Origin of the sequence: Streptomyces sp. WM4235, from assembly GCF_001279725.1 — a bacterium.
Taxonomy (GTDB): domain Bacteria; phylum Actinomycetota; class Actinomycetes; order Streptomycetales; family Streptomycetaceae; genus Streptomyces.
Window position 1 is genome coordinate 40,089 of sequence record NZ_LGDE01000013.1, and the last position, 25,316, is coordinate 65,404.

General features: G+C 72.5%; 22 protein-coding genes. 8 read left to right on the forward strand and 14 right to left on the reverse strand.

What is annotated here, in order from left to right:
- Nucleotides 1-116 precede the first annotated feature (116 nt).
- Nucleotides 117-716: an Lrp/AsnC family transcriptional regulator gene (locus ADK55_RS02665; RefSeq protein WP_078998391.1), complete on the reverse strand. Its 600-nt coding sequence runs from the start codon at nt 714-716 to the stop codon at nt 117-119.
- Nucleotides 717-894: 178 nt separating this feature from the next.
- Here ADK55_RS02665 and pdhA (ADK55_RS02670) point away from each other — a divergent pair, with 178 nt between their 5' ends.
- From pdhA (ADK55_RS02670) to ADK55_RS02680, 3 genes are read left to right on the forward strand one after another with little or no spacing between them, the layout of a single operon-like run.
- Nucleotides 895-2,025 (forward strand): pyruvate dehydrogenase (acetyl-transferring) E1 component subunit alpha, encoded by a 1,131-nt coding sequence (gene pdhA, locus ADK55_RS02670; protein ID WP_053675759.1) that lies wholly within the window; start codon nt 895-897, stop codon nt 2,023-2,025.
- Nucleotides 2,025-3,038: an alpha-ketoacid dehydrogenase subunit beta gene (locus tag ADK55_RS02675; protein ID WP_053675597.1), complete on the forward strand. Its 1,014-nt coding sequence runs from the start codon at nt 2,025-2,027 to the stop codon at nt 3,036-3,038. The genes pdhA (ADK55_RS02670) and ADK55_RS02675 overlap by 1 nt, the downstream gene beginning before the upstream one ends.
- Nucleotides 3,038-4,375: a dihydrolipoamide acetyltransferase family protein gene (locus ADK55_RS02680; protein WP_053675599.1), complete on the forward strand. Its 1,338-nt coding sequence runs from the start codon at nt 3,038-3,040 to the stop codon at nt 4,373-4,375. The genes ADK55_RS02675 and ADK55_RS02680 overlap by 1 nt, the downstream gene beginning before the upstream one ends.
- 84 nt (nt 4,376-4,459) lie before the next feature.
- On the opposite strand, the gene ADK55_RS02685 is transcribed toward ADK55_RS02680, so the two are convergent.
- The 10 genes from ADK55_RS02685 to ADK55_RS02730 all read right to left on the reverse strand — a co-directional run bounded on the left by ADK55_RS02685 (nt 4,460) and on the right by ADK55_RS02730 (nt 16,616).
- Nucleotides 4,460-5,440 carry an NAD(P)H-quinone oxidoreductase gene (locus ADK55_RS02685; RefSeq protein ID WP_053675601.1) on the reverse strand — a complete coding sequence of 327 codons (981 nt, stop codon included), beginning with the start codon at nt 5,438-5,440 and terminating at the stop codon, nt 4,460-4,462.
- A gap of 45 nt (nt 5,441-5,485) precedes the next feature.
- On the reverse strand, nt 5,486-6,586 hold the full coding sequence (locus ADK55_RS02690; RefSeq protein WP_199826423.1) for a potassium channel family protein: 1,101 nt from the start codon (nt 6,584-6,586) through the stop codon (nt 5,486-5,488).
- Nucleotides 6,574-7,911 carry a molybdopterin molybdotransferase MoeA gene (locus ADK55_RS02695; RefSeq protein WP_053675605.1) on the reverse strand — a complete coding sequence of 446 codons (1,338 nt, stop codon included), beginning with the start codon at nt 7,909-7,911 and terminating at the stop codon, nt 6,574-6,576. The genes ADK55_RS02690 and ADK55_RS02695 overlap by 13 nt, the downstream gene beginning before the upstream one ends.
- Nucleotides 7,908-8,771, reverse strand: coding sequence for an NTP transferase domain-containing protein (locus ADK55_RS02700; protein ID WP_053675607.1), 864 nt, complete (start codon nt 8,769-8,771; stop codon nt 7,908-7,910). Before ADK55_RS02700 ends, ADK55_RS02695 begins: the two co-directional genes overlap by 4 nt.
- A gap of 199 nt (nt 8,772-8,970) precedes the next feature.
- Nucleotides 8,971-9,510, reverse strand: coding sequence for a bacterial proteasome activator family protein (locus ADK55_RS02705; protein ID WP_053675609.1), 540 nt, complete (start codon nt 9,508-9,510; stop codon nt 8,971-8,973).
- 158 nt (nt 9,511-9,668) lie between these two features.
- Nucleotides 9,669-12,398: an ABC transporter permease gene (locus ADK55_RS02710; RefSeq protein WP_234349871.1), complete on the reverse strand. Its 2,730-nt coding sequence runs from the start codon at nt 12,396-12,398 to the stop codon at nt 9,669-9,671.
- A gap of 101 nt (nt 12,399-12,499) precedes the next feature.
- Nucleotides 12,500-13,243: an ABC transporter ATP-binding protein gene (locus ADK55_RS02715; protein WP_053675613.1), complete on the reverse strand. Its 744-nt coding sequence runs from the start codon at nt 13,241-13,243 to the stop codon at nt 12,500-12,502.
- Between the two features lie 26 nt (nt 13,244-13,269).
- Nucleotides 13,270-13,938, reverse strand: coding sequence for a PadR family transcriptional regulator (locus ADK55_RS02720; RefSeq protein WP_053675615.1), 669 nt, complete (start codon nt 13,936-13,938; stop codon nt 13,270-13,272).
- Between the two features lie 108 nt (nt 13,939-14,046).
- Nucleotides 14,047-14,823 carry a hypothetical protein gene (locus tag ADK55_RS38300; protein ID WP_053675617.1) on the reverse strand — a complete coding sequence of 259 codons (777 nt, stop codon included), beginning with the start codon at nt 14,821-14,823 and terminating at the stop codon, nt 14,047-14,049.
- Nucleotides 14,824-14,987: 164 nt separating this feature from the next.
- Nucleotides 14,988-16,616 carry a protein kinase domain-containing protein gene (locus ADK55_RS02730; protein WP_053675619.1) on the reverse strand — a complete coding sequence of 543 codons (1,629 nt, stop codon included), beginning with the start codon at nt 16,614-16,616 and terminating at the stop codon, nt 14,988-14,990.
- A 228-nt stretch (nt 16,617-16,844) separates the two neighbouring features.
- Here ADK55_RS02730 and ADK55_RS02735 point away from each other — a divergent pair, with 228 nt between their 5' ends.
- Nucleotides 16,845-18,506, forward strand: coding sequence for a protein kinase domain-containing protein (locus tag ADK55_RS02735; protein ID WP_053675621.1), 1,662 nt, complete (start codon nt 16,845-16,847; stop codon nt 18,504-18,506).
- Between the two features lie 90 nt (nt 18,507-18,596).
- On the opposite strand, the gene ADK55_RS02740 is transcribed toward ADK55_RS02735, so the two are convergent.
- Nucleotides 18,597-19,019, reverse strand: a complete 423-nt coding sequence (locus ADK55_RS02740) for a pyridoxamine 5'-phosphate oxidase family protein (protein ID WP_053675761.1) — start codon at nt 19,017-19,019, stop codon at nt 18,597-18,599.
- Nucleotides 19,020-19,126: 107 nt separating this feature from the next.
- Nucleotides 19,127-19,789, reverse strand: a complete 663-nt coding sequence (locus tag ADK55_RS02745; RefSeq protein ID WP_053675623.1) for a response regulator — start codon at nt 19,787-19,789, stop codon at nt 19,127-19,129.
- Nucleotides 19,790-20,269: 480 nt separating this feature from the next.
- Here ADK55_RS02745 and pdhA (ADK55_RS02750) point away from each other — a divergent pair, with 480 nt between their 5' ends.
- From pdhA (ADK55_RS02750) to ADK55_RS02765, 4 genes are all read left to right on the forward strand, one after another.
- On the forward strand, nt 20,270-21,478 hold the full coding sequence (pdhA, locus tag ADK55_RS02750; RefSeq protein WP_053675625.1) for a pyruvate dehydrogenase (acetyl-transferring) E1 component subunit alpha: 1,209 nt from the start codon (nt 20,270-20,272) through the stop codon (nt 21,476-21,478).
- A gap of 5 nt (nt 21,479-21,483) precedes the next feature.
- Entirely contained in the window at nt 21,484-22,464 is a 981-nt protein-coding gene (locus ADK55_RS02755) for an alpha-ketoacid dehydrogenase subunit beta (RefSeq protein ID WP_053675762.1), read from the forward strand.
- A gap of 31 nt (nt 22,465-22,495) precedes the next feature.
- A complete protein-coding gene (locus ADK55_RS02760) occupies nt 22,496-23,944 on the forward strand; it encodes a dihydrolipoamide acetyltransferase family protein (protein ID WP_053675764.1) in 1,449 nt (482 codons plus the stop codon).
- Between the two features lie 117 nt (nt 23,945-24,061).
- On the forward strand, nt 24,062-24,817 hold the full coding sequence (locus tag ADK55_RS02765) for a hypothetical protein (protein ID WP_053675627.1): 756 nt from the start codon (nt 24,062-24,064) through the stop codon (nt 24,815-24,817).
- 39 nt (nt 24,818-24,856) lie between these two features.
- Here the strand turns inward: ADK55_RS02765 and ADK55_RS02770 are convergent, their stop codons facing one another.
- On the reverse strand, nt 24,857-25,276 hold the full coding sequence (locus tag ADK55_RS02770) for a PPOX class F420-dependent oxidoreductase (protein ID WP_053675628.1): 420 nt from the start codon (nt 25,274-25,276) through the stop codon (nt 24,857-24,859).
- Nucleotides 25,277-25,316: the final 40 nt, after the last annotated feature.

Sequence of the window (25,316 nt, forward strand, 5' to 3'; positions counted from 1 at the left end):
GGCGGAGCCGCACGGGCCGTACGGGAGCCGCGCGGCGGCCGGGCCTCACCCGGACGGCCCAGCGGGGCGCGCGGGAGTCCCGGTGCCGCCCGAGAACCGGGGCGCCGGGCGCGCCCTCACGCCGGTTCCGGGTCGTCCGGGAGGGCGGGGCCGGGCGCACGGGTGTCGGTGTCGAGGAGGTCCGTCTCCTCGAACACCAGCAGCGTGCGGGTGGACAGCACCTCCGGGATGGACTGGAGGCGGGTGAGCACCAGCTCCCGCAGGGTGCGGTTGTCCGGCGTGTGGACCAGCAGCAGGACGTCGAAATCACCGCTGACCAGGGCGATGTGCGCCGCGCCCGGGAGTTCGCGGAGCTGCTCGCGCACCGTCCGCCAGGAGTTCTGCACGATCTTCAGGGTGATGTAGGCGGAGGCCCCCTGGCCCGCCCGCTCGTGGTCGACCCGCGCCGTGAAGCCGCGGATGACCCCGTCGTCGATCAGCCGGTTGATCCGGGCGTACGCGTTGGCCCGCGACACGTGGACCTGCTCGGCCACCGACCGTATCGACGCCCTGCCGTCCGCCTGGAGCAGCCGCATGATCGACCGGTCGATCGAATCGAGCGGCCGGGGCGGCGGGGCGGCCGTCGCGGGGGGCCCGGAGGGGACCGGCGGGGCGCCCGTGACACCACCGGGTACGGCCGGCGCGGAACCGGCTCCGGCCATTTGTTCATCCGGCATTGCCCACTGCCTCCCTGCGTTGGACGTCCTGCACCCATCCCACGGCCCCGCCGCCACTTTGTCCACAGCCTGGAGCCGGCTGTAGCCAAATTGCGCGGACAACCGAACAATCGGTAGGTGAGGCGCCTCACACCCGGGGTGCTCCCTGCCCGCTTCCCACGAGGAGGTGTACGCCGCCATGACGGTCCAAGAGCTGCCCGGTGCCGGTGCGTCCCACCGTTTCACGCCGCCCGCCTGGAGTCCCCGCACGGATGCCGCCCCGCTGCTCCCGGACCCCGAGCCGTACCGGGTGCTGGGCACCCCGGCCGCCGACGGGCTCGACCCCGAGCTGATGCGCCGGTGCTACGCCGAGCTCGTGCGAGGCCGCCGCTACAACGCCCAGGCCACCGCGCTCACCAAGCAGGGCCGGCTCGCCGTGTACCCCTCGACCGTCGGCCAGGAGGCCTGCGAGATCGCCGCCGCGATGGTCCTGGAGGAGCGCGACTGGCTCTTCCCGAGCTACCGCGACACCCTCGCCGCCGTGGCGCGCGGGCTGGACCCCGTACAGGCCCTGACGCTCCTGCGCGGCGACTGGCACACCGGGTACGACCCGCGCGAGCACCGGATCGCCCCGCTCTCCACCCCGCTCGCCACCCAGCTCCCGCACGCGGTCGGCCTGGCGCACGCCGCCCGACTGCGCGGGGACGACGTGGTCGCGCTCGCCATGGTCGGCGACGGCGGCACCAGCGAGGGCGACTTCCACGAGGCGATGAACTTCGCCGCCGTCTGGCAGGCCCCGGTCGTCTTCCTCGTGCAGAACAACGGCTTCGCGATATCCGTCCCGCTCGCCAAGCAGACCGCCGCCCCGACCCTGGCCCACAAGGCCGTCGGGTACGGGATGCCGGGCCGGCTGGTCGACGGCAACGACATCGCCGCGATGCACGAGGTGCTGTCCGAGGCGGTCCGGCGGGCCCGCTCGGGCGGCGGCCCCACCATGATCGAGGCCGTCACGTACCGCATGGAGGCGCACACCAACGCCGACGACGCCACCCGCTACCGCTCGGACGCCGAGGTGGAGGCCTGGAAGGCGCACGACCCGGTGGCCCTGCTGGAGCGCGAACTGACCGCGCGCGGCCTGTTGGACGCGGAGGGCATCCAGGCGGCGAAGGACGCGGCCGACGCGATGGCGGCGGCGCTGCGCGACGGGATGAACGCCGATCCGGTGCTCGACCCGATGGACCTCTTCGCGCACGTCTACGAGGAGCAGACCGACCGGCTGCGCGAACAGGCCGAGATGCTGCGCGCCGAACTCGAAGCGGGGAACGAGTGATGACGACCACCACCGCGGCCAAGCCCGTCGCCAAGCCGGCGACCATGGCCCAGGCCCTGGGCCGGGCGATGCGCGACGCGATGGCCGAGGACCCGACCGTCCACGTGATGGGCGAGGACGTCGGCACGCTCGGCGGGGTCTTCCGGATCACCGACGGGCTCGCGAAGGAGTTCGGCGACGACCGGTGCACGGACACGCCGCTCGCGGAGGCCGGCATCCTCGGCGCCGCCGTCGGCATGGCCATGTACGGGCTGCGGCCGGTCGTGGAGATGCAGTTCGACGCGTTCGCGTACCCGGCCTTCGAGCAGCTGATCTCGCACGTCGCGAAGATGCGCAACCGCACCCGCGGCGCGATGCCGCTGCCGATCACCATCCGGGTGCCGTACGGCGGCGGGATCGGCGGTGTCGAGCATCACTGCGACTCCTCCGAGGCGTACTACGTCGCCACCCCGGGCCTGACCGTGGTCACCCCGGCGACCGTGGAGGACGCGTACGGGCTGCTGCGCGCGTCCATCGCGAGCGACGACCCGGTGATCTTCCTGGAGCCGAAGCGGCTGTACTGGTCGAAGGCCGACTGGTCGGCCGAGGCCCCGGCGGCCGTGCCCGGCATCGGCAAGGCGCTGGTCCGCAGGGCGGGCACGAGCGCGACGCTGATCACCTACGGGCCCTCCCTGCCGGTGTGCCTGGAGGCCGCCGAGGCGGCCCGCGAGGAGGGCTGGGACCTGGAGGTCGTGGACCTGCGCTCGCTGGTCCCCTTCGACGAGGAGACGGTCGTCGCCTCCGTGCGACGCACCGGGCGAGCGGTGGTGGTCCACGAGGCCGGCGGCTTCGGCGGACCGGGCGCGGAGATCGCCGCCCGCGTGACGGAGCGCTGCTTCCACCACCTGGAGGCGCCGGTGCTGCGGGTGACCGGGTTCGACATCCCGTACCCGCCGCCGATGCTGGAGAAGCACCACCTGCCCGGCGTGGACCGGATCCTGGACACCGTGGCCCGCCTGCAGTGGGAGAACTGATGCCGCAGGTACTGGAGTTCAAGCTGCCGGACCTCGGCGAGGGACTCACCGAGGCGGAGATCGTCCGCTGGCTGGTGGCGGTCGGCGACGTCGTCGAGATCGACCAGCCGGTGGTCGAGGTGGAGACGGCCAAGGCGATGGTCGAGGTCCCGTGTCCCTACGGCGGTGTGGTCACCGCCCGCTTCGGGGAGGAGGGGACGGAGCTGCCGGTGGGAGCCCCGCTGATCACCGTCGCGGTGGGGGCGGCGTCCCTCCCGCAGGCCCCGGCCGCGCAGGCGGCCGGGGCCGAGGGCGCCGGCAACGTGCCCCGGCCCCTGATCGGTTACGGCGAGGACCACTCGCGCCCGGCGCGTCGGCGACGGGTGCGACCCGTCACCGCCGCGGTGTCGGCACCCGTCGTCGCCGCTCCGGTCGCTCCGGCGGTTCCGGTCGTTCCCGTTGTTCCGGCGCCCGTCGCCGGCCCTGTGCCCGTGATCTCGCCGCTGGTGCGCAAGCTGGCCAAGGACGGCGGGGTCGACCTGCGCGCGCTGACGGGGTCGGGGCCCGAGGGTCTGATCCTGCGGGCCGACGTCGAGGCGGCGCTGGCCGCACTGCGGGCGGCCGAACCGGCCCCGGCCCCCGCGCCGGTTCCCGTCGCCGCCGTCGCGGGCGAGGTGCGGATTCCGCTGAAGGGCGTACGGGGAGCCGTCGCCGAGAAGCTCTCGCGCAGCCGGCGGGAGATCCCCGAGGCCACCTGCTGGGTCGACGCGGACGCCACCGAACTGATGGCCGCGCGGACCGCGATGAACGCCGCGGGCGGGCCCAAGATCTCGGTACTGGCGCTGCTGGCCCGGATCTGCACGGCCGCCCTGGCCAAGTACCCGGAACTCAACTCCACCGTGGACCTGGCGGCGAAGGAGATCGTCCGGCTGCCGTCGGTGCACCTCGGGTTCGCCGCGCAGACGGAACGCGGCCTGGTCGTCCCGGTGGTCCGGGACGCGCAGACCCGCAACCCTGAGACGCTGTCGGCGGAGTTCGGGCGACTGACGGAGTTGGCACGGTCCGGGAAGCTGGCCCCGTCCGACCTCACGGGCGGGACGTTCACCCTCAACAACTACGGGGTGTTCGGAGTGGACGGTTCCACGCCGATCATCAACCACCCGGAGGCGGCGATGCTGGGGGTGGGCCGGATCATCCCGAAGCCGTGGGTGTACCGGGGGGAGCTGGCCGTCCGTCAGGTCGTGCAGCTATCACTGACGTTCGACCACCGGGTCTGCGACGGAGGCACGGCCGGCGGCTTCCTGCGGTACGTGGCCGACTGCGTCGAATCGCCCGCCGTCCTGCTGCGCTCGCTGTAGCACCCCCGCCGTCCCGGGGCCGCCGTACGCGGCACCGGGACGGTGTCCCGGGGGCCCGGGACGGGTTGGGAGACGGGTTCCGGCTCAGGCCGTGGTGAGCAGCAGTTTGCCGACGTGCGCGCTGGACTCCATGACCCGGTGGGCCTCGGCGGCGTCCCGCATCGGGTACGTGGCGTGGACCACGGGGCGCACCCGGCCCGCCGCCACCAGAGGCCACACGTGCTCCCGTACCGCCGCGACGATCGCCGCCTTCTCCTCCAGCGGCCGGGCCCGCAGCGAGGTCGCGGTGATCGCCGCACGCTTCGCCAGCAGCGCGCCCAGGTTCACCTCGGCCTTCACCCCGCCCTGGAGCCCGATGATCGCGAGCCGGCCGTTGACGGCCAGGGCGTCCAGGTTCCGTGACAGGTACTTCGCGCCCATGATGTCCAGGATCACGTCCGCCCCGGCCCCGCCGGTCGCGGCCCGCACCTCCTCGACGAAGTCCTGCTCGCGGTAGTCGATCAGGATGTCCGCGCCCAACTCCGCGCAGCGCGCCAGCTTCTCCTTGCCGCCCGCCGTCACCGCCACCCTCGCGCCGACCGCCTTGCCCAACTGGATCGCCATGGTGCCGATCCCGCTGGAGCCGCCGTGCACGAGGAGGGTCTCGCCGGGGCGCAGCCCCGCCACCATGAACACGTTCGACCACACCGTCGTGACCACCTCCGGCAGCGCCGCCGCCGTCACCGGGTCCAGGCCGTCGGGCACCGGCAGCAGTTGTCCCGCCGGGACGGCCACCCGCTCCGCGTACCCGCCGCCGGCCAGCAGGGCGCACACCTCGTCGCCCACCGACCAACCGGACACTCCCGGCCCGATCGCGGTGATCCGACCGGAGCACTCCAGCCCGGGGTACCGGGACGCGCCGGGCGGGGGATCGTAGAACCCCTGCCGCTGGAGGACGTCCGCGCGGTTCACGGCGCTCGCCGCGACCTCGACGAGCACCTCGCCCTCGCCCGCCACCGGATCGGGTACGTCGGTCCAGACCAGGGCCTCGGGGCCGCCGGGCTGCTCGATGGTGATCGCATGCATGGCCCGGAGGCTACGCGAACCGCTCCCCGCCGGCCGGCAACCCGGCTACTCCGCGGACCCCAGGGTGGCCGGCGGCGTGTGCGGCGGCACCGCGCGGACGATGGTGATGACGCGGTCCGTGGACTGGAGCGGGCTCGCGTGCGGGTCGTCGTACGCCAGCAGTCGGTGGCCGCGCAGCACGCTCACCACGAGGTCCTCGGTCTCCCGGACCGACTTGCCGACCTCCGGCTTCCGGACGGGCCGTTCGATCAGGTCCAGGCCGCTGCCCTGCTGGATCAGGTCCTCCATGACGGTGCCGGCGCTGGGGCTGAGCACCGACAGGCCCAGCAACCGGCCCGCCGCGCTCGCGCTCGTGATGACCGCGTCCGCGCCCGACTGGCGCAGCAGCGGGGCGTTCTCCTCTTCCCGCACCGCCGCGACGATCTTCGCGCCGCGGTTGAGTTGACGCGCGGTCAGTGTCACCAGGACGGCCGTGTCGTCCCGCTGCGTGGCGATGACGATCTGGCGGGCCTTCTGCACCTCGGCGCGGAGCAGCACGTCGGAGCGGGTGGCGTCGCCCACGACGCCCGTGAGCCCCTCCGCGTTGGCGATGTCGACCACCTTGGAGCTCGGGTCGACGACGACGACCTGCTCCTTGTGGAGGCCGGTGGCCAGCAGCGTCTGCAGGGCCGAGCGCCCCTTGGTGCCGAAGCCGATCACGACCGTGTGGTCACGCAAGTTCTTCCTCCAGCGGTTCAGCCGCCATTCTTCCCTGGTCCGCTCGGTGAGGACTTCCAGGGTGGTACCGACGAGGATGATCAGGAACAGCACGCGCAGCGGCGTGATCAGCAGGACGTTGAGCAGCCGCGCGCTGGCGCTGTACGGGACGATGTCGCCGTATCCGGTCGTCGACAGGGTGACGGTCGCGTAGTAGACGCAGTCGAGCAGGGTGATGCTGTCGTCGGCGTTGTCGTGGTAGCCGCCCCGGTCGAGCCACACGATCAGGACGGTCAGGCACATCACGAACAGGGCCATCAACAGGCGTCGGGTGACCTGCCGCAGGGGCTTCTCGACCTCCCGTTTGGGCAGTTTGATGCGCCGGGAGACGAGTTTCTCGTCCGCGCCCCGGGCCATGGCGTCATGGCCGTGCAGTTTCACGTGAAACATCCCCCCGCTGCCCATGGCAGATCGAGTACTTCGAGTTCCTGCCCGGACCGCGCGCCGCCGGTCGGCACGACGGCCAGCGCGTCGGCGGCCGCCACCCCCCGGAGCATCGCGGGGCCGTGGTAGCGCAGCGGCACCGCGTGCTCGTCGGTCAGCAGCACCGGGACGAGCCGGGTGTCGTACGGGTGCCCGGGTACGTCCCCCTGAACCGCGACCGTGTACCGGGGGCGTTGCCGGCGCCCCGCGAGGGCCCGCAGCAGCGGTTCGGCCAGGGTCAACAGCCCGGACACGGCGGCGAGCGGGTTCCCGGGAAGCCCCACCAGGTGGCGGCCGGCGGACCGGTCCCCGAGCCGGGCCAGCAGCATCGGATGCCCGGGGCGCACGGCGACCCCGTCGACGAGGAGTTCGGCCCCCGCGCGCCGCAGCACGGGACGCACGTGGTCGACGGGGCCGGAGGCGGTGCCGCCGGTGGTGACGATCAGGTCGGCGTCGGAGGCGGTGACGGCCTCGTACAGGGCCTCGGCCCCGGCGGGGTCGTCGCCGAGCCGCCGCGTTCCGATGACCTCGGCGCCGAGTCGGGTGAGCCACGGGCCGAGCATGGGGCTCAGGGCGTCGCGGATCAGGCCGTCGTGCGGGAGACCCTCGGTCAGCAACTCGTCGCCGAGCACCAGGATCTCCACGCGCGGCCGGGGCCGGGTCTCCAACTCGTCGTACCCCGCGGCGGCGGCCAGGCCGAGCACCGCCGGGGTGACCAGGGAGCCGGCGGGCAGCAGCAGGTCGCCGGAGCGGCACTCCTGGCCGCGCGGGCGGATGTCCTGGCCGGTGGCGACGGGCCGTTCGGCGAACAGTTGGGAGCCGACCTCGCGGGAGTGCTCGGAGCGGATCACGGCGGTGGTGTCGGCGGGGATCCGGGCCCCGGTGGCGATCCGTACGGCCTCGCCGTCCGCGAGGGGCTCGGGCCGGTCCGCGCCGGCCAGTACCCCGCCGTCCCGCACGGTCCACGGGCCGGGGCCGGCGACCGCCCAGCCGTCCATGGCCGAGGTGTCGAAGGACGGCAGGTCGGTGAGGGCGTCGAGGGGCCCGGTCAGCACCTCGCCGAGGGCGTCGGGGAACGGGACCCGGTGCGAGCGGGCCCGGACGCCGGAACCGGCCCGGACGGCCGCCTCGCGGGCCCGGAGCCAGGGCGCGGCGCGGTGCCCGCCACCGTCCGGGGTGCGCGAGACGAGGGCCAAGGCCTCGTCGAGGGGGTCGGCGGAGGAGCGGGGGGACCCCTCGGGGCCGGGGGCGGCGGCTTCGGCCGGGACGCGCTCGGCGTCGGTACGGGTCATCCGGAGCCGGCTTCGGTGTTCTTCTCGGAGGTTTCCTCTGCCCAGCGCAGCGCCAGGTCGGTCGCCTTGCGGGAGGCTTCGGCGACGGCTCGGGCCGGGTCCGCTCCGGCGGCCTCGGCCCGGGCGGCCGCGTAGCCGATGAGGAAGGTGGTCAGCGGGGCGGCGGGCCGGGCGACGCCGTGGGCGGCGTCACGGGCGAGGTCGAGCAGGGCCTTGGTGTCGACGTCCACCTCGATGCCCAGCTCGTTCTTGACGGCGGTGATCCATTGATCCAGCACGGTCCCATGCTCTCTGATCCGGGCCCGGGCGGCCGCGAGATCGTCCCAGGTGTCGCAGTCGAAGGAGGCGAGTGGCGCAGTGGCGATGACGGTCGCCACGTCGAGTCCGGCGGTGAGCTCGCGCAGCGGGAGGCCCGCCAAGTCACCGTGCTCGGCGGCCAACCGGGCGAGCCCCGCACGGAGCGGCTCCGTGCGGTAGGAGGCCACGAGGGGTTGGTCCCGGCCGTCCGGATCCCGCAGCATCGCCCCGTCGGGTCCGGGCGAGTCCAGCAGGGACCGTACGGTGGCGCGGTCCAGGAACGGCAGGTCGGCGGAGAGTACGAGCACCCGCGCCGCGGTCGTCTCCCGCAGCCCGGCGTCCAGCGCGGCCACCGGTCCGCCGCCCGGCGGGTCCTCGCGGGTCCAGCGCACGGGGCGCGAGGTGACGCGGGTCCCGCCGACGACGACGGTGGCGTCCGCGTCGACGCAGGCGTCGAGGACCCGGTCGAGCAGGGCCCGGCCGCCGACGTGCAGGGCGGGCTTGTCGGCCCCGCCGAGTCGCCGCGCGGCGCCGCCTGCGAGGACGATGGCGTCGTAGCTCATGCCTCTGAGTATGAGGGGGCCGTGTTGCGCGCGGGTTCCCCCGATTACCGGCCGCTTGTCGCGCCGCTGTGAGGAACCGCCCCGGGCGGTCGCCGTGAGACGCCCGCCCCGAACACGCGTCACCCCGGGGAGCCGAGGCTCCGCCGGGGTGTGGGGGTCCGGAGACGAGCGGGTGTCCGGGACGGGGCCGCCGATCGGGCTACAGGTACGGGCCCGAGCGGACCGCGCCGTGCGGACCCTCGTCGTCGTCCTCGTGCGAGGCACCCGGAGGCAGGGCCCGCCGCATCTGCTCCAACTGTGCCCGCGCCGCCATTTGTTGCGCGAACAGGGCCGTCTGGATCCCGTGGAAGAGACCTTCCAGCCAGCCCACCAACTGCGCCTGCGCGATCCGCAGTTCCGCCTCGGAGGGAATCGCCTCCTCGGTGAACGGCAGGGACAGGCGCTCGAGTTCCTCGACCAGCTCGGGAGCCAGGCCGTCTTCGAGTTCCTTCACCGACGCGGCGTGGATGTCCTTGAGCCGGACACGGCTCGCCTCGTCGAGAGGTGCGGCGCGCACCTCTTCCAGGAGTTGCTTGATCATGCTGCCGATCCGCATGACCTTGGCGGGTTGTTCGACCATCTCCGTCACCGGGACCTCGCGCGACTCGTCATCGGCGCCGCCGACCGCCATCCCGTCCTGTCCCACGATCAGGACGTGCGGGGGGCTTTCCTGCGACCGTTCACTCCTCGGCATCTCCATGCCGTCATTCTCTCGCACACCTTCGTTCTCACACGGTGTGCCCCCGTACAGGCGTGATCCACCCTGTACGGGGGCACACGATGACCCCGTCGTCACTCGTACGTCACCGAGCGGTCACCCTGGTCACCCGTGTCACGGGCGCCCCGGGAGATCCGGCGTCAGCCCGCCGCCCGGCGGGCCAGGGCGCCGCTCGACTTCGTGACGATCGCGGCCAGCAGGGCCGCGCCCAGCGGGACCACGACGAGCAGTCCGGCCAGCGTCTCCCACGGCACCGCGATCGGGATGTACTGGCCCTCGGTGGCGCCGGACTCCTCCAGCATCCGCTTCGCGGTCTCCCGCTCGGTGAGCCGCAGCCCGACCGCCGGCAACAGTCCGGCGACGGAGCCCAGGACCACGCCCATCAGGGCCACCACTCCGCACTGGAAGCCGCTCAGCGTCCGCCGCACCCGCGGCGGGGCGCCGACCGCGGCCAGCGTCTTCAGGTCGGCCTCGGCGTCGGCCTGGGCGAGGCCCGTGGCGATGCCCGCCGCGCCGATGGTGACGAGACCGGCGAAGATGGTGAGGGCGAGCATGGGCAGGGTGTCCCGGCCCTTGTAGCCCTCCTCGATCGAGACCGAGGCCTCCAGCCCGATCTGGTCGATGCGGCTGTCCAGCTTCTGGCGCTGCGTGCTGCCGGGCTTGCCGTCGAGGGTGAAGTAGGAGCCGGCCGGCGCGGTGGTGAGCCCGGCCGCCTTCACGGCGCTCGCGGGGAAGACCACGACGAGTCCGTAGCCGGACTCGGGATCGGTCGCCTGGTGGACCGGCATGACCTTCTTGACGCCCTTCGGCTCCTCGTCGGGATCGATGCCGTTGGACTCCTCGGTCACGATGACGAGGGTGAGGCTGCCGTCCTTGACGAAGCGCTTGTCGAACGAGACGGGCTTTCCGGCCTTGAGCGCGGCCGCGGCGCCGGGGTCGCTCACCCCGAGGACCTTCATCAGGTTCTCGTCGGCGACGACCAGCTGGAAGGGCTGCTGGTAGTTGGTCTGCTTGCACCGCCAGTCCTGGAACAGCTCACGCCGCTGCGCGGGGGTGTAGGCCTCGAAGGAGTTCCTCGACGAGTAGAGCGGGCAGCGGTTCTCCTTGGGCGTGACGATCTCCGCCCGTCCGCAGCCCGGTTCCACCGAGTAGGAGTCGCAGGTCGGCTTGCCGACGACGATCCGGTCCACGTCCGCCCGGACCGCGAGCGGGAACTCCTTGGCGAGCGCGTCGCGGACGGCGGGCACGTCCCGGTACCGGTCGTTCTCGTTGCTCGCCAGCACGCCGGCGCCCGCCGGCATGTTCGCGACGTACTCGTGGCGGGCCTGCACGTCGGTGCTGTACTCGTACGTGGCCACCGCCACGGTGCCGGCGACGGCCGCCAGGACCGCCGCGACGGCGGGGGCCGTACGCCCCCGGTTGCGCACGGCGTCGCGCAGGGCGAGCCGCGGCGACAGCGGCAGCCACCGCCCGAGGCGCCCGAACAGGCCGACGAGGGTCGGGGTGAGGGCGACCACGCCCAGCTCGGCGAGGGCGCTGCCGCCCCCGACGACCACGGTCCCGGTGTCGGAGACGGCTCCGTAGAGCGCGATGGCGGCGCCGGCCGCGATGGCCACCAGCCCGATGAACGGCAGGACCCGGTTGGCCTTGCGGACCCCCCGACGGCCGGTCAGCGAGGCCAGCACGGTCTGCCGGGAGGCGGTGATCGCCGGGACGATCGAGGCGAGCAGGCCGGTGATCACGGCGAGCAGCGCGATGCCGAGGAGTTCCAGGGGACGGATCTCGAAGCCGCCCCAGCGCAGCCCCAGGTACTCCTCCAGGACGGGTCGCAGGCCCAGGGTGAGCGCGCCGCCGAGGGCGAGGCCGATGACGGCGGACGCCGCGCCGATGACCAGGCCGCCGGAGAGGACGATGGCGCGGATGTGGCGGCGGTCGCCGCCGTTGGCTCCGACCAGGCCGAGTTGGCGGCGCGAGCGCCGGGCGCCGACCGCGAACGCGGGGCCGGCGAGCAGGCAGATCTCCAGCATCGCGAGGCCGACGACGGTGGCCAGGATGGTCAGCTCGACGGTGCGCATGCTTGACGACCCGTCCAACCGGCCTTGCTCCCTCTCCTGCTCGTAGAGCGGGACGTCGGAGTCGGCGGGCGGGTTCAGGTTGACGGCGCGGGAGACGACGACGACGCCCTTGGCGTTCGCGGCCTTCACCATGTTCCACGTGAAACCTTCGCCGCCGACCTTGACGAGGTAGGTGTCGTCGACCGACACCCCTTCGGTGCCGCCGGCCCGGAGTTCCTTGTCGAGCGGGGTGAGTAGGGTCCCCGGCGGGGCCGTGATCTCCATCTCCTTCAGGGCGGAGGGGAGTTCGTACGCCCCCACGATCCGCAGGGCGCGGGACGAGCCGCGCGGGGTGACCTCGGAGCCGACGAAGAACCCGGAGTCCTTCAGGAAGGCGTCGGTGGCGACGATCTCGCCCGCCGCGGCGGGGAGCCGACCCCGCTTGAGGGTGAGCATGCCCTCGACGAGCGGGTCGGCGGTGTCCAGCTCGCGCAGGCTGACGTCCAGCAGGCCGTGCGTGGTGCGGACCTTGGCATGCCCCTTGCTGTCCTTCACCAGCCGGGTACCCGGCTGGACGACGGACGGGAGGGGATCCGGGGCCTTGTCGCGCGCGGAGGGGTCGTAGGACGAGTAGCCGCCGACGGGGACGGAGTAGTCGCCGTTCGGCTTCTGATAGACGGGCCCGCCCGTGCGGGAGCTCGACAGCATGGCGTCGGCGGTGCCGATCCGACGGGACATCGTCTCGTCCACGGTGAGGGAGGCGCTGCGGGTGGTGAGGTCGGCGGCGCTCACCCCGACGATCGGCAGGGCGATCATCGCGAGGACGAGGGCACTGCGCCCCTTCGCGCGCCAGGCGTCGCGGCGGGCGATCCGGATCGCGGCGATCCAGGAGTGGTACCAGGTGTGGAGCGGGGTGGTCACAGGCCGGCCGTCCGCCCGGAGAGCAGGGAGTCGGCGTGGCTGCGCAGGGTCTCGTCGACGACGCTGCCGTCGCGCAGGAAGACGACCCGGTCCGCCCACGCGGCGAACCGGGGCTCGTGGGTGACGAGGATTCCGGCGGCGCCCGCGTCGCAGCGCGAGCGCAGCAGGGCCAGCACGGATTCCCCGGTCTCCGAGTCGAGGGCGCCGGTGGGCTCGTCGGCGAGGACCAGGCGGCGGTCGCCGACGAGGGCGCGGGCGATGGCCACGCGCTGCTGCTGTCCGCCGGACATCTCGTCCGGGAAGCGGTCGGCGAGCTGCCCCAGGCCCATCTCCTCCAGCGCCGCCAGCGCGGAGGTCCGGGCCTTGCGGGCCGATATCCCGTCGAGTTCGCGGGGCAGGGCCACGTTCTCGGCGGCGGTGAGGGCCGGGATCAGGTTGTAGTCCTGGAAGACGTAGCCGATGCTGCGGCGGCGCAGCGCGGCGAGCTGCTTGCGGCTCGCGGTGGTGATGTCGGTGCCCTCCACGATCACCCGGCCGCTGCTGGGGGTGTCGAGTCCGCCGGCGAGGGTGAGCAGGGTGGACTTGCCGGACCCCGACGGGCCCATGACGGCGACGAGTTCGCCGGGGTACACGGCGAGGTCGATGCCGCGCAGGGCGTGCACCTCCGTGGCGCCGCTGCCGTGCGTGCGGACGAGTTTGTCCAGCTGGAGTACGGCGTTCTGTGACTGCTGGTCAGGCATGGAAGGGTCCCCCTGGGACGGTTCGTTCAACTCCGCCGCGTGCGGGCGGTGGAGGGGAGGTCGGTGGTGCCGCCGGCGGCGGTCGTCGCTTCGGCGGCGGGTGCGGTCGGGGCGGCCTGGGGCGGATCGGGTGCGGCTCTCCGGTCGGCCGACAGGGAGAGCCGGACGAGCCGGGCTTCGCAGTGGTCGAGCCAGCGGGCCTCGGCCTCGGTCTGGAAGATCAGTTGTTCCAGCACCAGCAGCCAGGCGATGTCGTCGCGTTCGTGGGAGGTGCCGCTCTCGATCGCGGTGAGCGCCTGTGCCTTGAGCCGGGTGTAGTCCTGCATCGCCTTGATCGTGGCGTGCCGCTGGGACTGGATGACGGAGCGGATGTCCACGCCGGGGGCGCCGACGGCCATGGCGAGCTTGATGGACAGTTCGTCCCGGGGCGGATTGGCGCGGTCCACGGGGCGCTCGTACCACTCGTGGAGTTCGGCGCGGCCGGTGTCGGTGATGGCGTACAGGGTGTGCCCGGCGGGGTCCTCGCCGCCGGGCGCGACGAGCCCGTCGCGCTCCAGGCGGGCGAGGGTGGTGTACACCTGTCCGACGTTGAGGGGCCAGGTGGACCCGGTGCGGGATTCGAACTCGGTACGCAGCTGAGAGCCGTACCGAGGACCCCTTTCGAGCAGGGCGAGAAGGCCGTGGCGGATCGACATACTCAGTATGTATACCGGGTATGCCGCAGTGCGCAACCGTCTTGGGATGTACTCCGCAGGGGGGACCCGCGGTGCGGCCTCCGTCCCGAGTGCCGGTCGGACGGCCGGTCAGCGCCCTCGGCGCAGCCGCACTCCCATGAAGCCCAGACCCAGTCCCATCAGGGCGAACCCGGTGCCGAGCGGCAGCAGGTGGGCGGCCAGATCGGCGGCCCGCTCGTTGGGCCCGGTGCCCATCGCCTCGACCGCGGAACTGCCGGTCGGCTCGGGGGTCGGCTTCGCGACCGACTCGCGACGGGAGGGCGCGGGCACCTCCGACGCCTGCGGCCGTGCGTGCGCCGGTGGAGGCCGCGTCCGCTCCCGCAGTCCCGGCCGCTCCCGGAGCTCCGGCCGCTCCCGCAGTCCCGGCCGTTCGGGTCGCGCGGGCCGCTGCGCCGACCCGGGCCGCTCCGCGGCTCCGTCCCGCAGGCCGGGGTGCTCTGGGTGCTCACGGCGCTCCGGGTGCTCCGGCCGCTCGGGCAGTGCGGGCCGCTCGGGTCGCAGCGGGCGGGTGACCGGCACGGCCATGGGGCCGGCCGGCTCGGCCACGGGGCGCCCGGGCCGCTCCCGCCCGGAGCCGGCGGCGCTGCCGGCCAGTTCCTCGTAGGCCTCTTCCGGTACGACCGACGCCCGTACGACCGACGCCCGTACGACCGACGCCGGTACCACCGCCGCCGGATCGGTGGCCGTGGTCGCGGCGGCGAGGGCGGGGGTGAACGCGCGGGCGAGGGGGCGGACGGAGGGCGCTGCGGCGGCGGGGCCCTGGGCGTGTGCCGGCGCCGCGACCAGCAGCGCGGCGGCCGCCAGTGCGGCGCCGGCCGTCCAGCGCGGTGCGCGGGCGTGAGTCACGCGCTCAGGTTTGCATAAACGGACAAAAGCGGCATCTCGTACACCGTGTACGGGATGCCGCTTCCACGAAAGAGCAAGAAGGGCGCGAACGCCACGAGAAGAGGGAGGGGGTGGGGCGGTCGGCAACCGCCGCCCGGCGCCCGCCCCGCCCGCCCAGCTCCGCCCTACTCCGGGTTTCCGGTGGAGACGCGGAGGGTGAAGGTGGTGTCCTTCGGGTCGATCTTCTCGCCGGCGGAGGGCAACTGGTCGATCACGGTGCCGTCGCCGTAGACGGCCTCGTCGCGGGGCTCTTCCTTGATCTTCCAGCCCGCGGCCTGGATGCAGTCCTTCACCGAGCGGATGTTCTTGTACCGGAAGTCGGGGGCGTTGACCTTCTTGGCGTCGTCGTAGGCCTTCGACGGGCTCTTGCACTTCTCCGCGTCGATCGTCCGCGAGAGGTCCGGGCCCCGGTAGCCCGGGCGCGTGGAACCGGACGCCGAGGTCGAGGAGGACGGCGTCGCGATGTCCTTGTCCTTGTCGTCGCCGCCGAGGTTGAGCACGGCGATCAGCCCGCCGATGGCCACCAGCGCCACCACGATCGAGCCCACGATCACGCCCGTGTTCTTCTTCGACCCGCCGCCCGCGCCCCCCGGGGCCGGGTTCGGGTTCGGCGAGATGTTGAACGGCGGCGGGGTCTGCGGGGCGTACTGATGCGGGGCGTGCTGCTGCTGGGGCGGGTAGGCGTATCCGCCCTGGGCCGGTGTCTGCGGCGCGTACGGGGACGGCGCCGGGGTGTGCGGCGGCTGGTACGGCTGCTGCACCGACTGCGGCGGCGCCTGGAACCCGGAGTCCACCGGCGGGAACACGGCCGAGCTCACGCCCGCCCCGCTGCCGCCCGAGGCCGCGCCCGGCACGATCACCGGGGCGCCCGTGCGACCGGCCGCCAGCACGCGGTCGATCTCGTCGCGCATGGCCGCCGCGGTCGGGAAGCGCTCGTTCGGGTTCTTCTTCAGGGCCCGCGCCACCAGCGCGTCCATGGCCGGCGTCACCGACCGGTTGATGGAGGACGGGGCGACCGGCTCCTCCTGCACGTGGGCGTACGCGATGGCCAGCGGCGAGTCGGCGTCGAAGGGGATCCGGCCCGTCAGCAACTGGAACAGCATGATGCCGACGGAGTAGAGGTCGGACCGGGCATCCACGCCGCGGCCCAGCGCCTGCTCGGGCGACAGGTACTGCGGGGTGCCGACGACCATTCCGGTCTGCGTCATCGAGGTGACGCCCGACTGCATGGCGCGGGCGATGCCGAAGTCCATGACCTTGACCACGCCGCGCCTGGTCATCATCACGTTGCCGGGCTTGATGTCGCGGTGGACCAGCCCCATCTCGTGGCTGGTTTCGAGCGCCGCGAGCACGTCGGAGGTGACCTTGAGCGCCTTGTCGGCCGGCATCGCGCCGTACTGCGCGATGTCCGCCTGGAGCGCGGAGCCGAGCGGCTGCCCCTCGACGTACTCCATGACGATGTAGGGCATCAGCGCGCCGTCGAGCTCGCCCTCACCGGTATCGAATACCGAGACGATGTTCGTGTGCGACAGTTTCGCTACAGCCTGCGCCTCGCGGCGGAACCGCTCGCGGAAGGACGCCTCACGCCCCAATTCGCTGTGCAGCGTCTTGATGGCGACCTGTCGGTCGAGGGCCGAGTCGTACGCGAGGTAGACGGACGCCATGCCGCCTTCGCCGAGCAAGTCCCTTAGCTGGTAACGGCCACCGGCCAGGGAGCCGCCTGCGTACCGGCCCTGTGTGCCGTCCTGGCTCATGACTGTTGCTTCCCCTCGGGCGGTGTCCTGACGCGTCTGGCAGAGCGCATGTGGCAGCCAGTCTGCCGGAGGGCAAGCACACGTCAAGCCAGGTGCTCGTTCCGTGACCACAAGGCCACCGCGAGCCATTGTCCGAACGGTGAACGGTTCGGAGGCTGTAGCGTTCGTCGCAGCACCCCAAGAGGACACCGCTGAGTTGCGGCCCGAGAGAGACGACGGCGAGGACTGATGGCACCCGAACCCGAGGGAAACGGCGCCGGGATGGCCGAGGATCCTGAGCATTGGGGCGCAGGCGGCCTGGTGGGCGAAGGCCGATATCGGCTGACCCACCGCCTGGGCCGCGGTGGCATGGCGGAGGTCTTCGCCGCCGAGGACGTCAGGCTCGGCCGCACCGTCGCGGTGAAGCTGCTGCGCGCCGACCTCGCCGAGGACCCCGTCTCCAAGGCCCGCTTCACGCGTGAGGCGCAGTCCGTCGCCGGGCTGAACCACCACGCGGTCGTCGCCGTGTACGACTCGGGCGAGGACCGGGTCGGCCCGAACGTCGTTCCCTACATCGTGATGGAACTCGTCGAGGGCCGCACCATCCGCGACCTGCTGATCAGCGCCGAGGCCCCGGGCCCCGATCAGGCGCTCATCATCGTCGCGGGTGTGCTGGAGGCCCTGGCCTACTCCCACCAGCACGGCATCGTGCACCGCGACATCAAGCCCGCCAACGTGATCATCACCGACACCGGCGCGGTCAAGGTGATGGACTTCGGCATCGCCCGCGCCCTGCACGGCGTGCAGTCGACGATGACCCAGACCGGCATGGTCATGGGCACCCCGCAGTACCTGTCGCCCGAACAGGCCCTCGGCAAGGCCGTGGACCACCGCAGCGACCTGTACGCCACCGGCTGCCTGCTGTACGAACTCCTCGCGCTGCGGCCCCCCTTCACGGGTGAGACGCCGCTGTCGGTGGTCTACCAGCACGTCCAGGACGCGCCGATCCCGCCGTCGCAGCTGCCGGAGGGTCATCACATCCCGCAGGAGCTCGACGGCCTGGTCATGCGCTCGCTGGCCAAGGACCCGGACGACCGTTTCCAGTCGGCCGAGGAGATGCGCGGGCTCGTCCAGTACGCGCTCCAGATGCTCCACGACCAGGGCCCGAACACCGGCACCTGGAACACCGGTCCCGTCACCATGGCGCTTCCGCACGGGCAGCCCGGGTCCAACCCCACCACGGCGATGCCGCAGGGCGGCACGGGCGGTCAGCAGTACCCGCAGCACGCCACGACCTCGCAGTTCCAGCAGCCGATGGTGCCCCCGCTCAACCCCGACGACGGGTCGGCCTTCCCGGGCGGCGGCGGATACGGCAACGGCAGGAACGGCAACGGCAACGGTCGCGGCGGCCAGGGTGGTCACGGCGGCCAGGGCGGCCAGGGCGCCGGCGGAGGCCGCTGGAAGATGGTGGTCTTCGCGCTGCTCGCGGTGCTGGCCATCGCCGGCGGCGTCGCGTACGCGGTGAAGACCGTGGGCGGCAACGGCGGTTCGGGCAACGAGAAGAAGTCCCCGAACACCACGCAGAGTTCGCCGAAGACCCCGGCCAGCTCCGCGGAGACGCCGGCGGACTCCCCCTCGGCGCAGTCCCCGGACACCCCGCGCACGGACGACAGCGGCGACGAGGAGACGTACAGGCCCTCGCCGAGCCGCACCAGGGTCTCGCCGAGCCACAGCGCGCCGTCGAGCTCGCCCTCGTCGAAGCCGTCGGCCTCGGATGAGCCTTCGGCGAGCAACGAGCCTTCGTCGTCCAAGCCGACGACCTCGTCGAAGCCGTCGGTCCCGGTGGAGCCCTCCCCGCCCGACGGCGGTGGCGACGGCCCCGGAGGGAACGACGACGGCACCCGGCAGTAACGGTTGTGACGAAAGGGCCCGACGGAATCACTTCCGTCGGGCCCTTCCCGTGTGCCCGCCGGCCGGCAGGTCGCGGCGCGTGCCGCCCGGTCAGAGCGCGTGCTGGTACTCCCGGTCGCGCGCGTGCCTCCCGGCCAGGGTGTGCGCGGTGACGAGTCGCGGTTCGATGCGCATGTAGACGGGGTCGAAAACGGCTCCGTCGACGAAATGCGGACCCGGACCGAAGAGTTCCAGTTCCGCGTTGGTCGGTTCGACGAGTTCCGCGGTGCCGGTGAACTGAACCGACCACAGGCGCCGGTCCCCGGAATTGAAGTTGTCCGCGCCGTACGAGACCACGCTGCCGTTGCACGCCTGGTGGTGACCGAACCCGGCGTGCATTCTCAGCACGACCCTGCCGTCCACCACGATGTGCCGGGCGAGGGCGAGGAAGGGCAGCGCGCGCATGCTGGTGGCCACTCGGCCGTACGGCACCCGGCGCAGCAGTTCGATGGCGTGGAGTTCCTCAGGGGACATGTGCTCCACTGTCCGCCTCCGACACCTGGTCGGGAAAGGGGATCCCGCCCCGTCGATCAGGGACGTTGGTCCCGAATCGACCGGTCCGCCACCCCCTTTCGGCCGGCCTAGGCGCGCTTTTCGGCCTGGAGGCGGGCCACGTACGCGGCGGCCTGGGAGCGGCGTTCCATGCCGAGCTTGGACAGCAGGCTGGAGACGTAGTTCTTGATCGTCTTCTCCGCCAGGTGCAGCCGCTCGCCGATGACGCGGTTGGTCAGACCCTCGCCGATCAGGTCGAGGATCTTGCGTTCCTGCTCGGTGAGGTGGGAGAGCCGGTCGTCGCCCTTGCCGTTCTTGCCGTCGCGCAGCCGCTCCAGCACCCGGGCGGTCGCCACCGGGTCCAGCAGGGACTTGCCGGCCGCGACGTCCCGGACGGCGCTGAGCAACTCATTCCCGCGGATCGCCTTGAGGACGTAGCCCGAGGCGCCCGCCATGATCGCGTCGAACAGCGCCTCGTCGTCGGCGAACGAGGTCAGCATCAGGCACTTGATGTCCTCGTTCTGGGAGCGGACCTCGCGGCAGACCTCCACGCCGCTGCCGTCCGGGAGGCGGACGTCGAGGACGGCCACGTCGGGACGGGTGGCCGGGATGCGGACGAGTGCGTCGGCGGCCGTACCGGCTTCCCCGACGATCTCGATGTCGTCTTCGACCGACAAGAGTTCATGGACGCCCCGACGTACCACCTCGTGGTCGTCCAGGAGAAATACCTTGATTTTTCCGTCTTCGCGCACAAACTCATCTTCACACACTCGTTCACATACTCTCCGTTTTCGGCCGGTGCAGCCGTACGGCCCTTATCGCCCTTCCGGGTGTTCGTCTTTGTGTGCGATTGCGGGTGCGGAGGGTTCGCGGTCGGGTCCGCCCGTTCGGGAGCTGCGGCGTTCCTCCATCAGTGATCACCCTTGAACCCCTTCCCTGCCGGAGTTACCCGGGATAACGTGCCGTTGTTCCGGCCCCCTGCAAGGCTGTGACCAGTGGTTGTTCCCGAAGTCGCCGGTTTACTTGGATATCCAAGCAAAATCGCAGGTCAAACGGGGTTTCGCAGTTATGCGGGGCACTGGGTAACGTGCATTGCGCAGGGCACTCGCCGGGGCACCTGTCACGCCTGAATCCCGTACGTTCCGCGCACCCACCCCGTGCTCGGGTACAGATACAGGTGAGCCGCACTGGACCCCGGAGAACCCGGGTGCCGGACCGACGGAGGAGCACACGTGACCGTGGAGAGCACTGCCGCGCGCAAGCCGCGACGCAGCAGTGGCACCAAGCGGGCGGCAGGCGCAGCCGGCGCCCGCAAGACCGCCGCTGCCACCGCACAGCCGCACGACGCCGAGCCTCAGCTCGTACAACTGCTGACGCCCGAGGGAGAACGGGTCGAGGTCGCGGACAACCCCGACATCGCCGAGTTCGCTCCTTTCGTCGCCGACATCACCACCGACGACCTGCGCGATCTGTATCGCGACATGGTCCTCACCCGCCGTTTCGACGGCGAGGCGACCGCCCTGCAGCGTCAGGGCGAGCTGGGCCTGTGGGCCTCGCTGCTCGGCCAGGAGGCCGCGCAGATCGGTTCCGGGCGCGCGCTGCGCGACGACGACTACGTATTCCCGACCTACCGCGAGCACGGTGTGGCCTGGTGTCGTGGGGTCGACCCGACCAACCTGCTCGGCATGTTCCGCGGTGTGAACCACGGTGGCTGGGACCCGAAGATCAACAACTTCCACCTGTACACGATCGTCATCGGCTCGCAGACCCTGCACGCGACCGGTTACGCCATGGGTGTGGCCAAGGACGGCGCCGACTCGGCCGTCATCGCCTACTTCGGCGACGGCGCGTCCAGCCAGGGCGACGTGGCCGAGGCGTTCACCTTCTCGGCCGTCTACAACTCCCCCGTGGTGTTCTTCTGCCAGAACAACCAGTGGGCGATCTCCGAGCCGACCGAGCGCCAGATGCGCGTACCGCTCTACCAGCGCGCCCAGGGCTTCGGCTTCCCGGGCGTCCGGGTGGACGGCAACGACGTCCTGGCCTGCCTCGCGGTCACCCGGTGGGCGCTGGAGCGGGCCCGCCGCGGAGAGGGCCCGACCCTGGTCGAGGCGTTCACCTACCGCATGGGTGCGCACACCACCTCCGACGACCCGACGAAGTACCGGCGCGACGAGGAGACCGCGGCCTGGGAGGCGAAGGACCCGATCCTGCGCCTGAAGGCCCACCTCCTCGCGACGGACGGCGCCGACGAGGCGTTCTTCGAGCAGCTGGAAGTCGAGAGCGAGACCCTGGGCAAGCGGGTGCGCGAGGTCGTGCGCGCCATGCCCGACCCGGACACGATGGCGATCTTCGAGAACGTCTACGCGGACGGGCACGCGCTCGTCGACGAGGAGCGCGCCCAGTTCGCCGCGTACCTCGCGTCCTTCGAAGGTGGGGAGTGACCGCCATGGCCGTTCAGAAGCTGACCATCGCGAAGGCGCTCAACGATTCGCTGCGCAAGGCCCTGGAGACGGACCCCAAGGTCCTGATCATGGGTGAGGACGTCGGCAAGCTCGGCGGTGTCTTCCGCATCACCGACGGTCTCCAGAAGGACTTCGGCGAGGAGCGGGTCATCGACACCCCGCTCGCCGAGTCGGGCATCGTCGGCACCGCGATCGGCCTGGCCCTGCGCGGCTACCGGCCGGTCGTCGAGATCCAGTTCGACGGGTTCGTCTTCCCGGCGTACGACCAGATCGTCACGCAGCTCGCGAAGATGCACGCGCGGTCGCTCGGCAAGATCAAGATGCCGGTCGTCATCCGCATCCCGTACGCGGGCGGCATCGGCGCGGTCGAGCACCACAGCGAGTCCCCGGAGACGCTGTTCGCGCACGTCCCCGGCCTGAAGGTGGTCTCGCCCTCGAACGCGAGCGACGCCTACTGGATGCTTCAGCAGGCCATCCTCAGCGACGACCCGGTGATCTTCTTCGAGCCGAAGCGGCGCTACTGGGACAAGGGCGAGGTCGACGTCGAGGCCATCCCGGACGCCCTGCACGGGTCCCGGGTGGCGCGCGAGGGCACGGACATCACCCTGGCTGCCTACGGTCCCATGGTGAAGGTCTGCCTGGAGGCGGCGGCCGCCGCGGCCGAGGAGGGCAAGTCGGTCGAGGTCGTGGACCTGCGCTCGATGTCCCCGATCGACTTCGACGGACTGCAGGCCTCGGTGGAGCGGACCCGCCGGCTCGTGGTCGTCCACGAGGCGCCGGTGTTCCTCGGCGTGGGCTCGGAGATCGCCGCCCGCATCACGGAGCGGTGCTTCTACCACCTGGAGGCGCCGGTGCTGCGCGTGGGCGGATTCCACGCCCCGTACCCGCCGGCCCGCCTGGAGGACGAGTACCTGCCGGGCCTGGACAGGGTGCTCGACGCCGTCGACCGCTCGCTGGCGTACTGAGGAGAGCCCTGTGACGATCCGTGAATTCAAGATGCCCGACGTGGGCGAGGGCCTCACCGAGGCCGAGATCCTCAAGTGGTACGTCCAGCCGGGTGACACCGTCACCGACGGTCAGGTCGTCTGCGAGGTCGAGACGGCGAAGGCGGCCGTCGAGCTGCCGATCCCGTTCGACGGCGTGGTCCACGCCCTCCTCTTCGAGGAAGGCGTCACGGTCGACGTCGGCCAGGTGATCATCTCCGTGCGGACCGGTCCGGCGGAGGAGGCCCCCGAGGCCGCCGCCCCGGCGGCCGTCGCGGCCCCGGCCGTGGCCGAGGAGCCCGTGGCCGAGGCCCGTCAGCCGGTCCTGGTCGGCTACGGCGTGTCCACGGCCTCCACCAAGCGCCGCCCCCGCAAGGGCGCGGCCGAGGCGGGCGCCGCCCCGGCCGCCTCCGTGGCCGCGCGCAACGGCTCGGCCGTCGCGCCGTCGGTCGCCCCGGCCGTCGTACCGGCCCCCGTGGTTCCCGCGCAGAACGGCTCGGCTCCCGCCGCGCCGACCGGGTCCGAGCGCCCGCTCGCGAAGCCTCCGGTGCGCAAGCTCGCCAAGGACCTCGGCATCGACCTGGCTCTGGTGATCCCCACCGGCGACGGCGGGGTCGTGAGCCGGGAGGACGTCCACGCGGCGGCCGCCGCGGCGATCACCCCGCAGACCGCGCAGGTCCAGGCGCCGGCCGCCGTCCAGGCCCAGGCCCCCGCCCCGGTGGCGGCCGAGGCGGTCGTCCAGGCCCCGGTCGACACGGCCGTGCGCGAGACCCGGATCCCCGTCAAGGGCGTCCGCAAGGTCACCGCCCAGGCCATGGTCGGTTCCGCCTTCACCGCGCCGCACGTCACCGAGTTCATCACCTTCGACGTGACCCGGACGATGAAGCTGGTCCAGGAGCTCAAGGACGACCCGGACCTCGCCGGTCTGCGGATCAACCCGTTGCTCCTGATCGCCAGGGCCGTCCTCGTCGCGATCCGCCGCAACCCGGACGTCAACGCGTCCTGGGACGAGGCGGCCCAGGAGATCGTGCTCAAGCACTACGTCAACCTGGGCATCGCGGCGGCCACTCCGCGCGGGCTGATCGTCCCGAACATCAAGGACGCCCACACCAAGTCGCTGCGCGAGCTGTCCGAGGCCCTGTCGGCCCTGGTCGGCACGGCCCGGGACGGCAAGACGTCCCCGGCGGACATGCAGAACGGCACCCTCACCCTCACCAACGTCGGCGTCTTCGGCGTCGACACCGGTACGCCCATCCTGAACCCCGGCGAGTCCGCGATCCTCGCCATCGGCGCGATCAAGCTCCAGCCGTGGGTCCACAAGGGCAAGGTCAAGCCGCGCCACGTCACCACCCTGGCGCTGTCGTTCGACCACCGTCTGATCGACGGCGAGCTCGGCTCCCGCTTCCTGGCCGACATCGCGGCGGTCCTGGAACACCCCCGCCGACTCCTCACCTGGTCGTAGCGGTCGCAGCACCGTCGTACGCGCCGATGGCCGGGCCTCCCTCGCGGGAGCCCGGCCATCGGCCGTCGCGGGCCCGCCCCGCCACCGGGTAGCCTCCCGCCGGGGAAAGGGGGCCGGGTGCCCATCGCCGAACTGCAGGTGTACTCCGTCGAGCGGGCCGACGTGACCGGCGGGGTGTGTGTGGTCCGCTGTATCGGCGGGGTCGCGCGCGCCGGTCAGGTCTACGCCGTCGGGGACCTGCGGCTCGGGCTGCGGCGCATAGAGCGGTACGGGCGGGCCGTCGGCTTCTTCGACGCCGGGCACGTGGCGCGGGTCCACCTCACCGGCGCGGTGGTCGCGCTGCTCGGCCGCGGGCAGGTGCTGACGTACGTACCGCCGGACGGCCATTCGCTGGACGAGCTGGAGGCCTGGCTGGCCACCGATCCACCCCTGCTCGACGAACCCCACCCCGAGACCCTGCGCGCCATCGCCGTCGCCCGCACGCACGACCGGGCGCTGCCCGACGCGGCGCGGATGCGGTGGGGGCGGGTGGCGCTCGCCGCGATCCTGCGGGCGGGGCGGCCCGACGACCTGACGCGCGGAGCCGAGACGGCGGCCGTACGGGGCTACCTGATCCGGGAGTTCGGGCCCGGCCGCGGCGGTGACCCGGCGGCCCTGTGCCGGGACGTGCTCGCGCTGATCGACCTGACCCCGGCGCGGGCGGCGGCCGAGGCGCGGGACTGGCGGAACCTGCCGCGCGAGCGCATCCTGCACCTTCGGCGGATCAAGAACCTGGTGCCCTGGGCGACCCTGGTCCGCGGCCACCTGGCGGCCGACGACCCCCTCGCGGAGGTCGTCGACGCCTGGACGGCGGTACGGGGCCTGCTGCCCTAGGCCCTGTTCGGCCTGCTGCCCCGGCGCCCCGTCGAACGTCTAGCCGGCGGCCTTGGCGGCGTTGCCGAGCACCTTCGTCGGGGTGATGCGCAGGACCACCCGCACCTGCTCGGCGGGGGCCTCCACGAACTCCTTGCCGCCGCCGGGGCCCAGGTACTCCTCGGCGATCCGGTTCGCCACGGCCCGACCGGTGTCCTCGGTCACCGAGGCGGTGCCGCGGATCTCGGCGTACAGGAAGGGGTTCGCGAGGTCGAAGACGGTCAGGCCGACCCGCTCGTCGCGGACGAGGTTGCGTTCCTTGCGTCGGCCCCGCTCGGTGGAGACCAACAGCTCGTCGCCTTCGCGGGACACCCAGACGACCGAACTCTGCGGTCCGCCATCGGGGTTGATGGTCGTGAGGACGGCGGGATGCGGCGCGTCCAGCAGCCCCCGCACGGTGTCGTTCAGCTCAACAGTCATGCGGGCGAGCCTAGTCGGGGCCCCCTCGCGCGCGGCTCGG

Bases quoted from the DNA above. Each gene is read 5' to 3' on its own strand.
- ADK55_RS02760 (WP_053675764.1), top strand. From the start codon at position 22,496: ATGCCCGACGTGGGCGAGGGCCTCACCGAGGCCGAGATCCTCAAGTGG.
- ADK55_RS02770 (WP_053675628.1), bottom strand. From the start codon at position 25,276: ATGACTGTTGAGCTGAACGACACCGTGCGGGGGCTGCTGGACGCGCCG.
- ADK55_RS02705 (WP_053675609.1), bottom strand. From the start codon at position 9,510: ATGGAGATGCCGAGGAGTGAACGGTCGCAGGAAAGCCCCCCGCACGTC.
- ADK55_RS02710 (WP_234349871.1), bottom strand. From the start codon at position 12,398: ATGATCGCCCTGCCGATCGTCGGGGTGAGCGCCGCCGACCTCACCACC.
- ADK55_RS02680 (WP_053675599.1), top strand. From the start codon at position 3,038: ATGCCGCAGGTACTGGAGTTCAAGCTGCCGGACCTCGGCGAGGGACTC.
- ADK55_RS02695 (WP_053675605.1), bottom strand. From the start codon at position 7,911: ATGACCCGTACCGACGCCGAGCGCGTCCCGGCCGAAGCCGCCGCCCCC.
- pdhA (WP_053675759.1), top strand. From the start codon at position 895: ATGACGGTCCAAGAGCTGCCCGGTGCCGGTGCGTCCCACCGTTTCACG.
- ADK55_RS02690 (WP_199826423.1), bottom strand. From the start codon at position 6,586: ATGTTTCACGTGAAACTGCACGGCCATGACGCCATGGCCCGGGGCGCG.
- ADK55_RS02755 (WP_053675762.1), top strand. From the start codon at position 21,484: ATGGCCGTTCAGAAGCTGACCATCGCGAAGGCGCTCAACGATTCGCTG.
- ADK55_RS02740 (WP_053675761.1), bottom strand. From the start codon at position 19,019: ATGTCCCCTGAGGAACTCCACGCCATCGAACTGCTGCGCCGGGTGCCG.
- ADK55_RS02720 (WP_053675615.1), bottom strand. From the start codon at position 13,938: ATGTCGATCCGCCACGGCCTTCTCGCCCTGCTCGAAAGGGGTCCTCGG.
- ADK55_RS02730 (WP_053675619.1), bottom strand. From the start codon at position 16,616: ATGAGCCAGGACGGCACACAGGGCCGGTACGCAGGCGGCTCCCTGGCC.
- ADK55_RS02685 (WP_053675601.1), bottom strand. From the start codon at position 5,440: ATGCATGCGATCACCATCGAGCAGCCCGGCGGCCCCGAGGCCCTGGTC.
- ADK55_RS02715 (WP_053675613.1), bottom strand. From the start codon at position 13,243: ATGCCTGACCAGCAGTCACAGAACGCCGTACTCCAGCTGGACAAACTC.
- ADK55_RS02665 (WP_078998391.1), bottom strand. From the start codon at position 716: ATGCCGGATGAACAAATGGCCGGAGCCGGTTCCGCGCCGGCCGTACCC.
- ADK55_RS02675 (WP_053675597.1), top strand. From the start codon at position 2,025: ATGACGACCACCACCGCGGCCAAGCCCGTCGCCAAGCCGGCGACCATG.
- ADK55_RS02735 (WP_053675621.1), top strand. From the start codon at position 16,845: ATGGCACCCGAACCCGAGGGAAACGGCGCCGGGATGGCCGAGGATCCT.
- ADK55_RS02700 (WP_053675607.1), bottom strand. From the start codon at position 8,771: ATGAGCTACGACGCCATCGTCCTCGCAGGCGGCGCCGCGCGGCGACTC.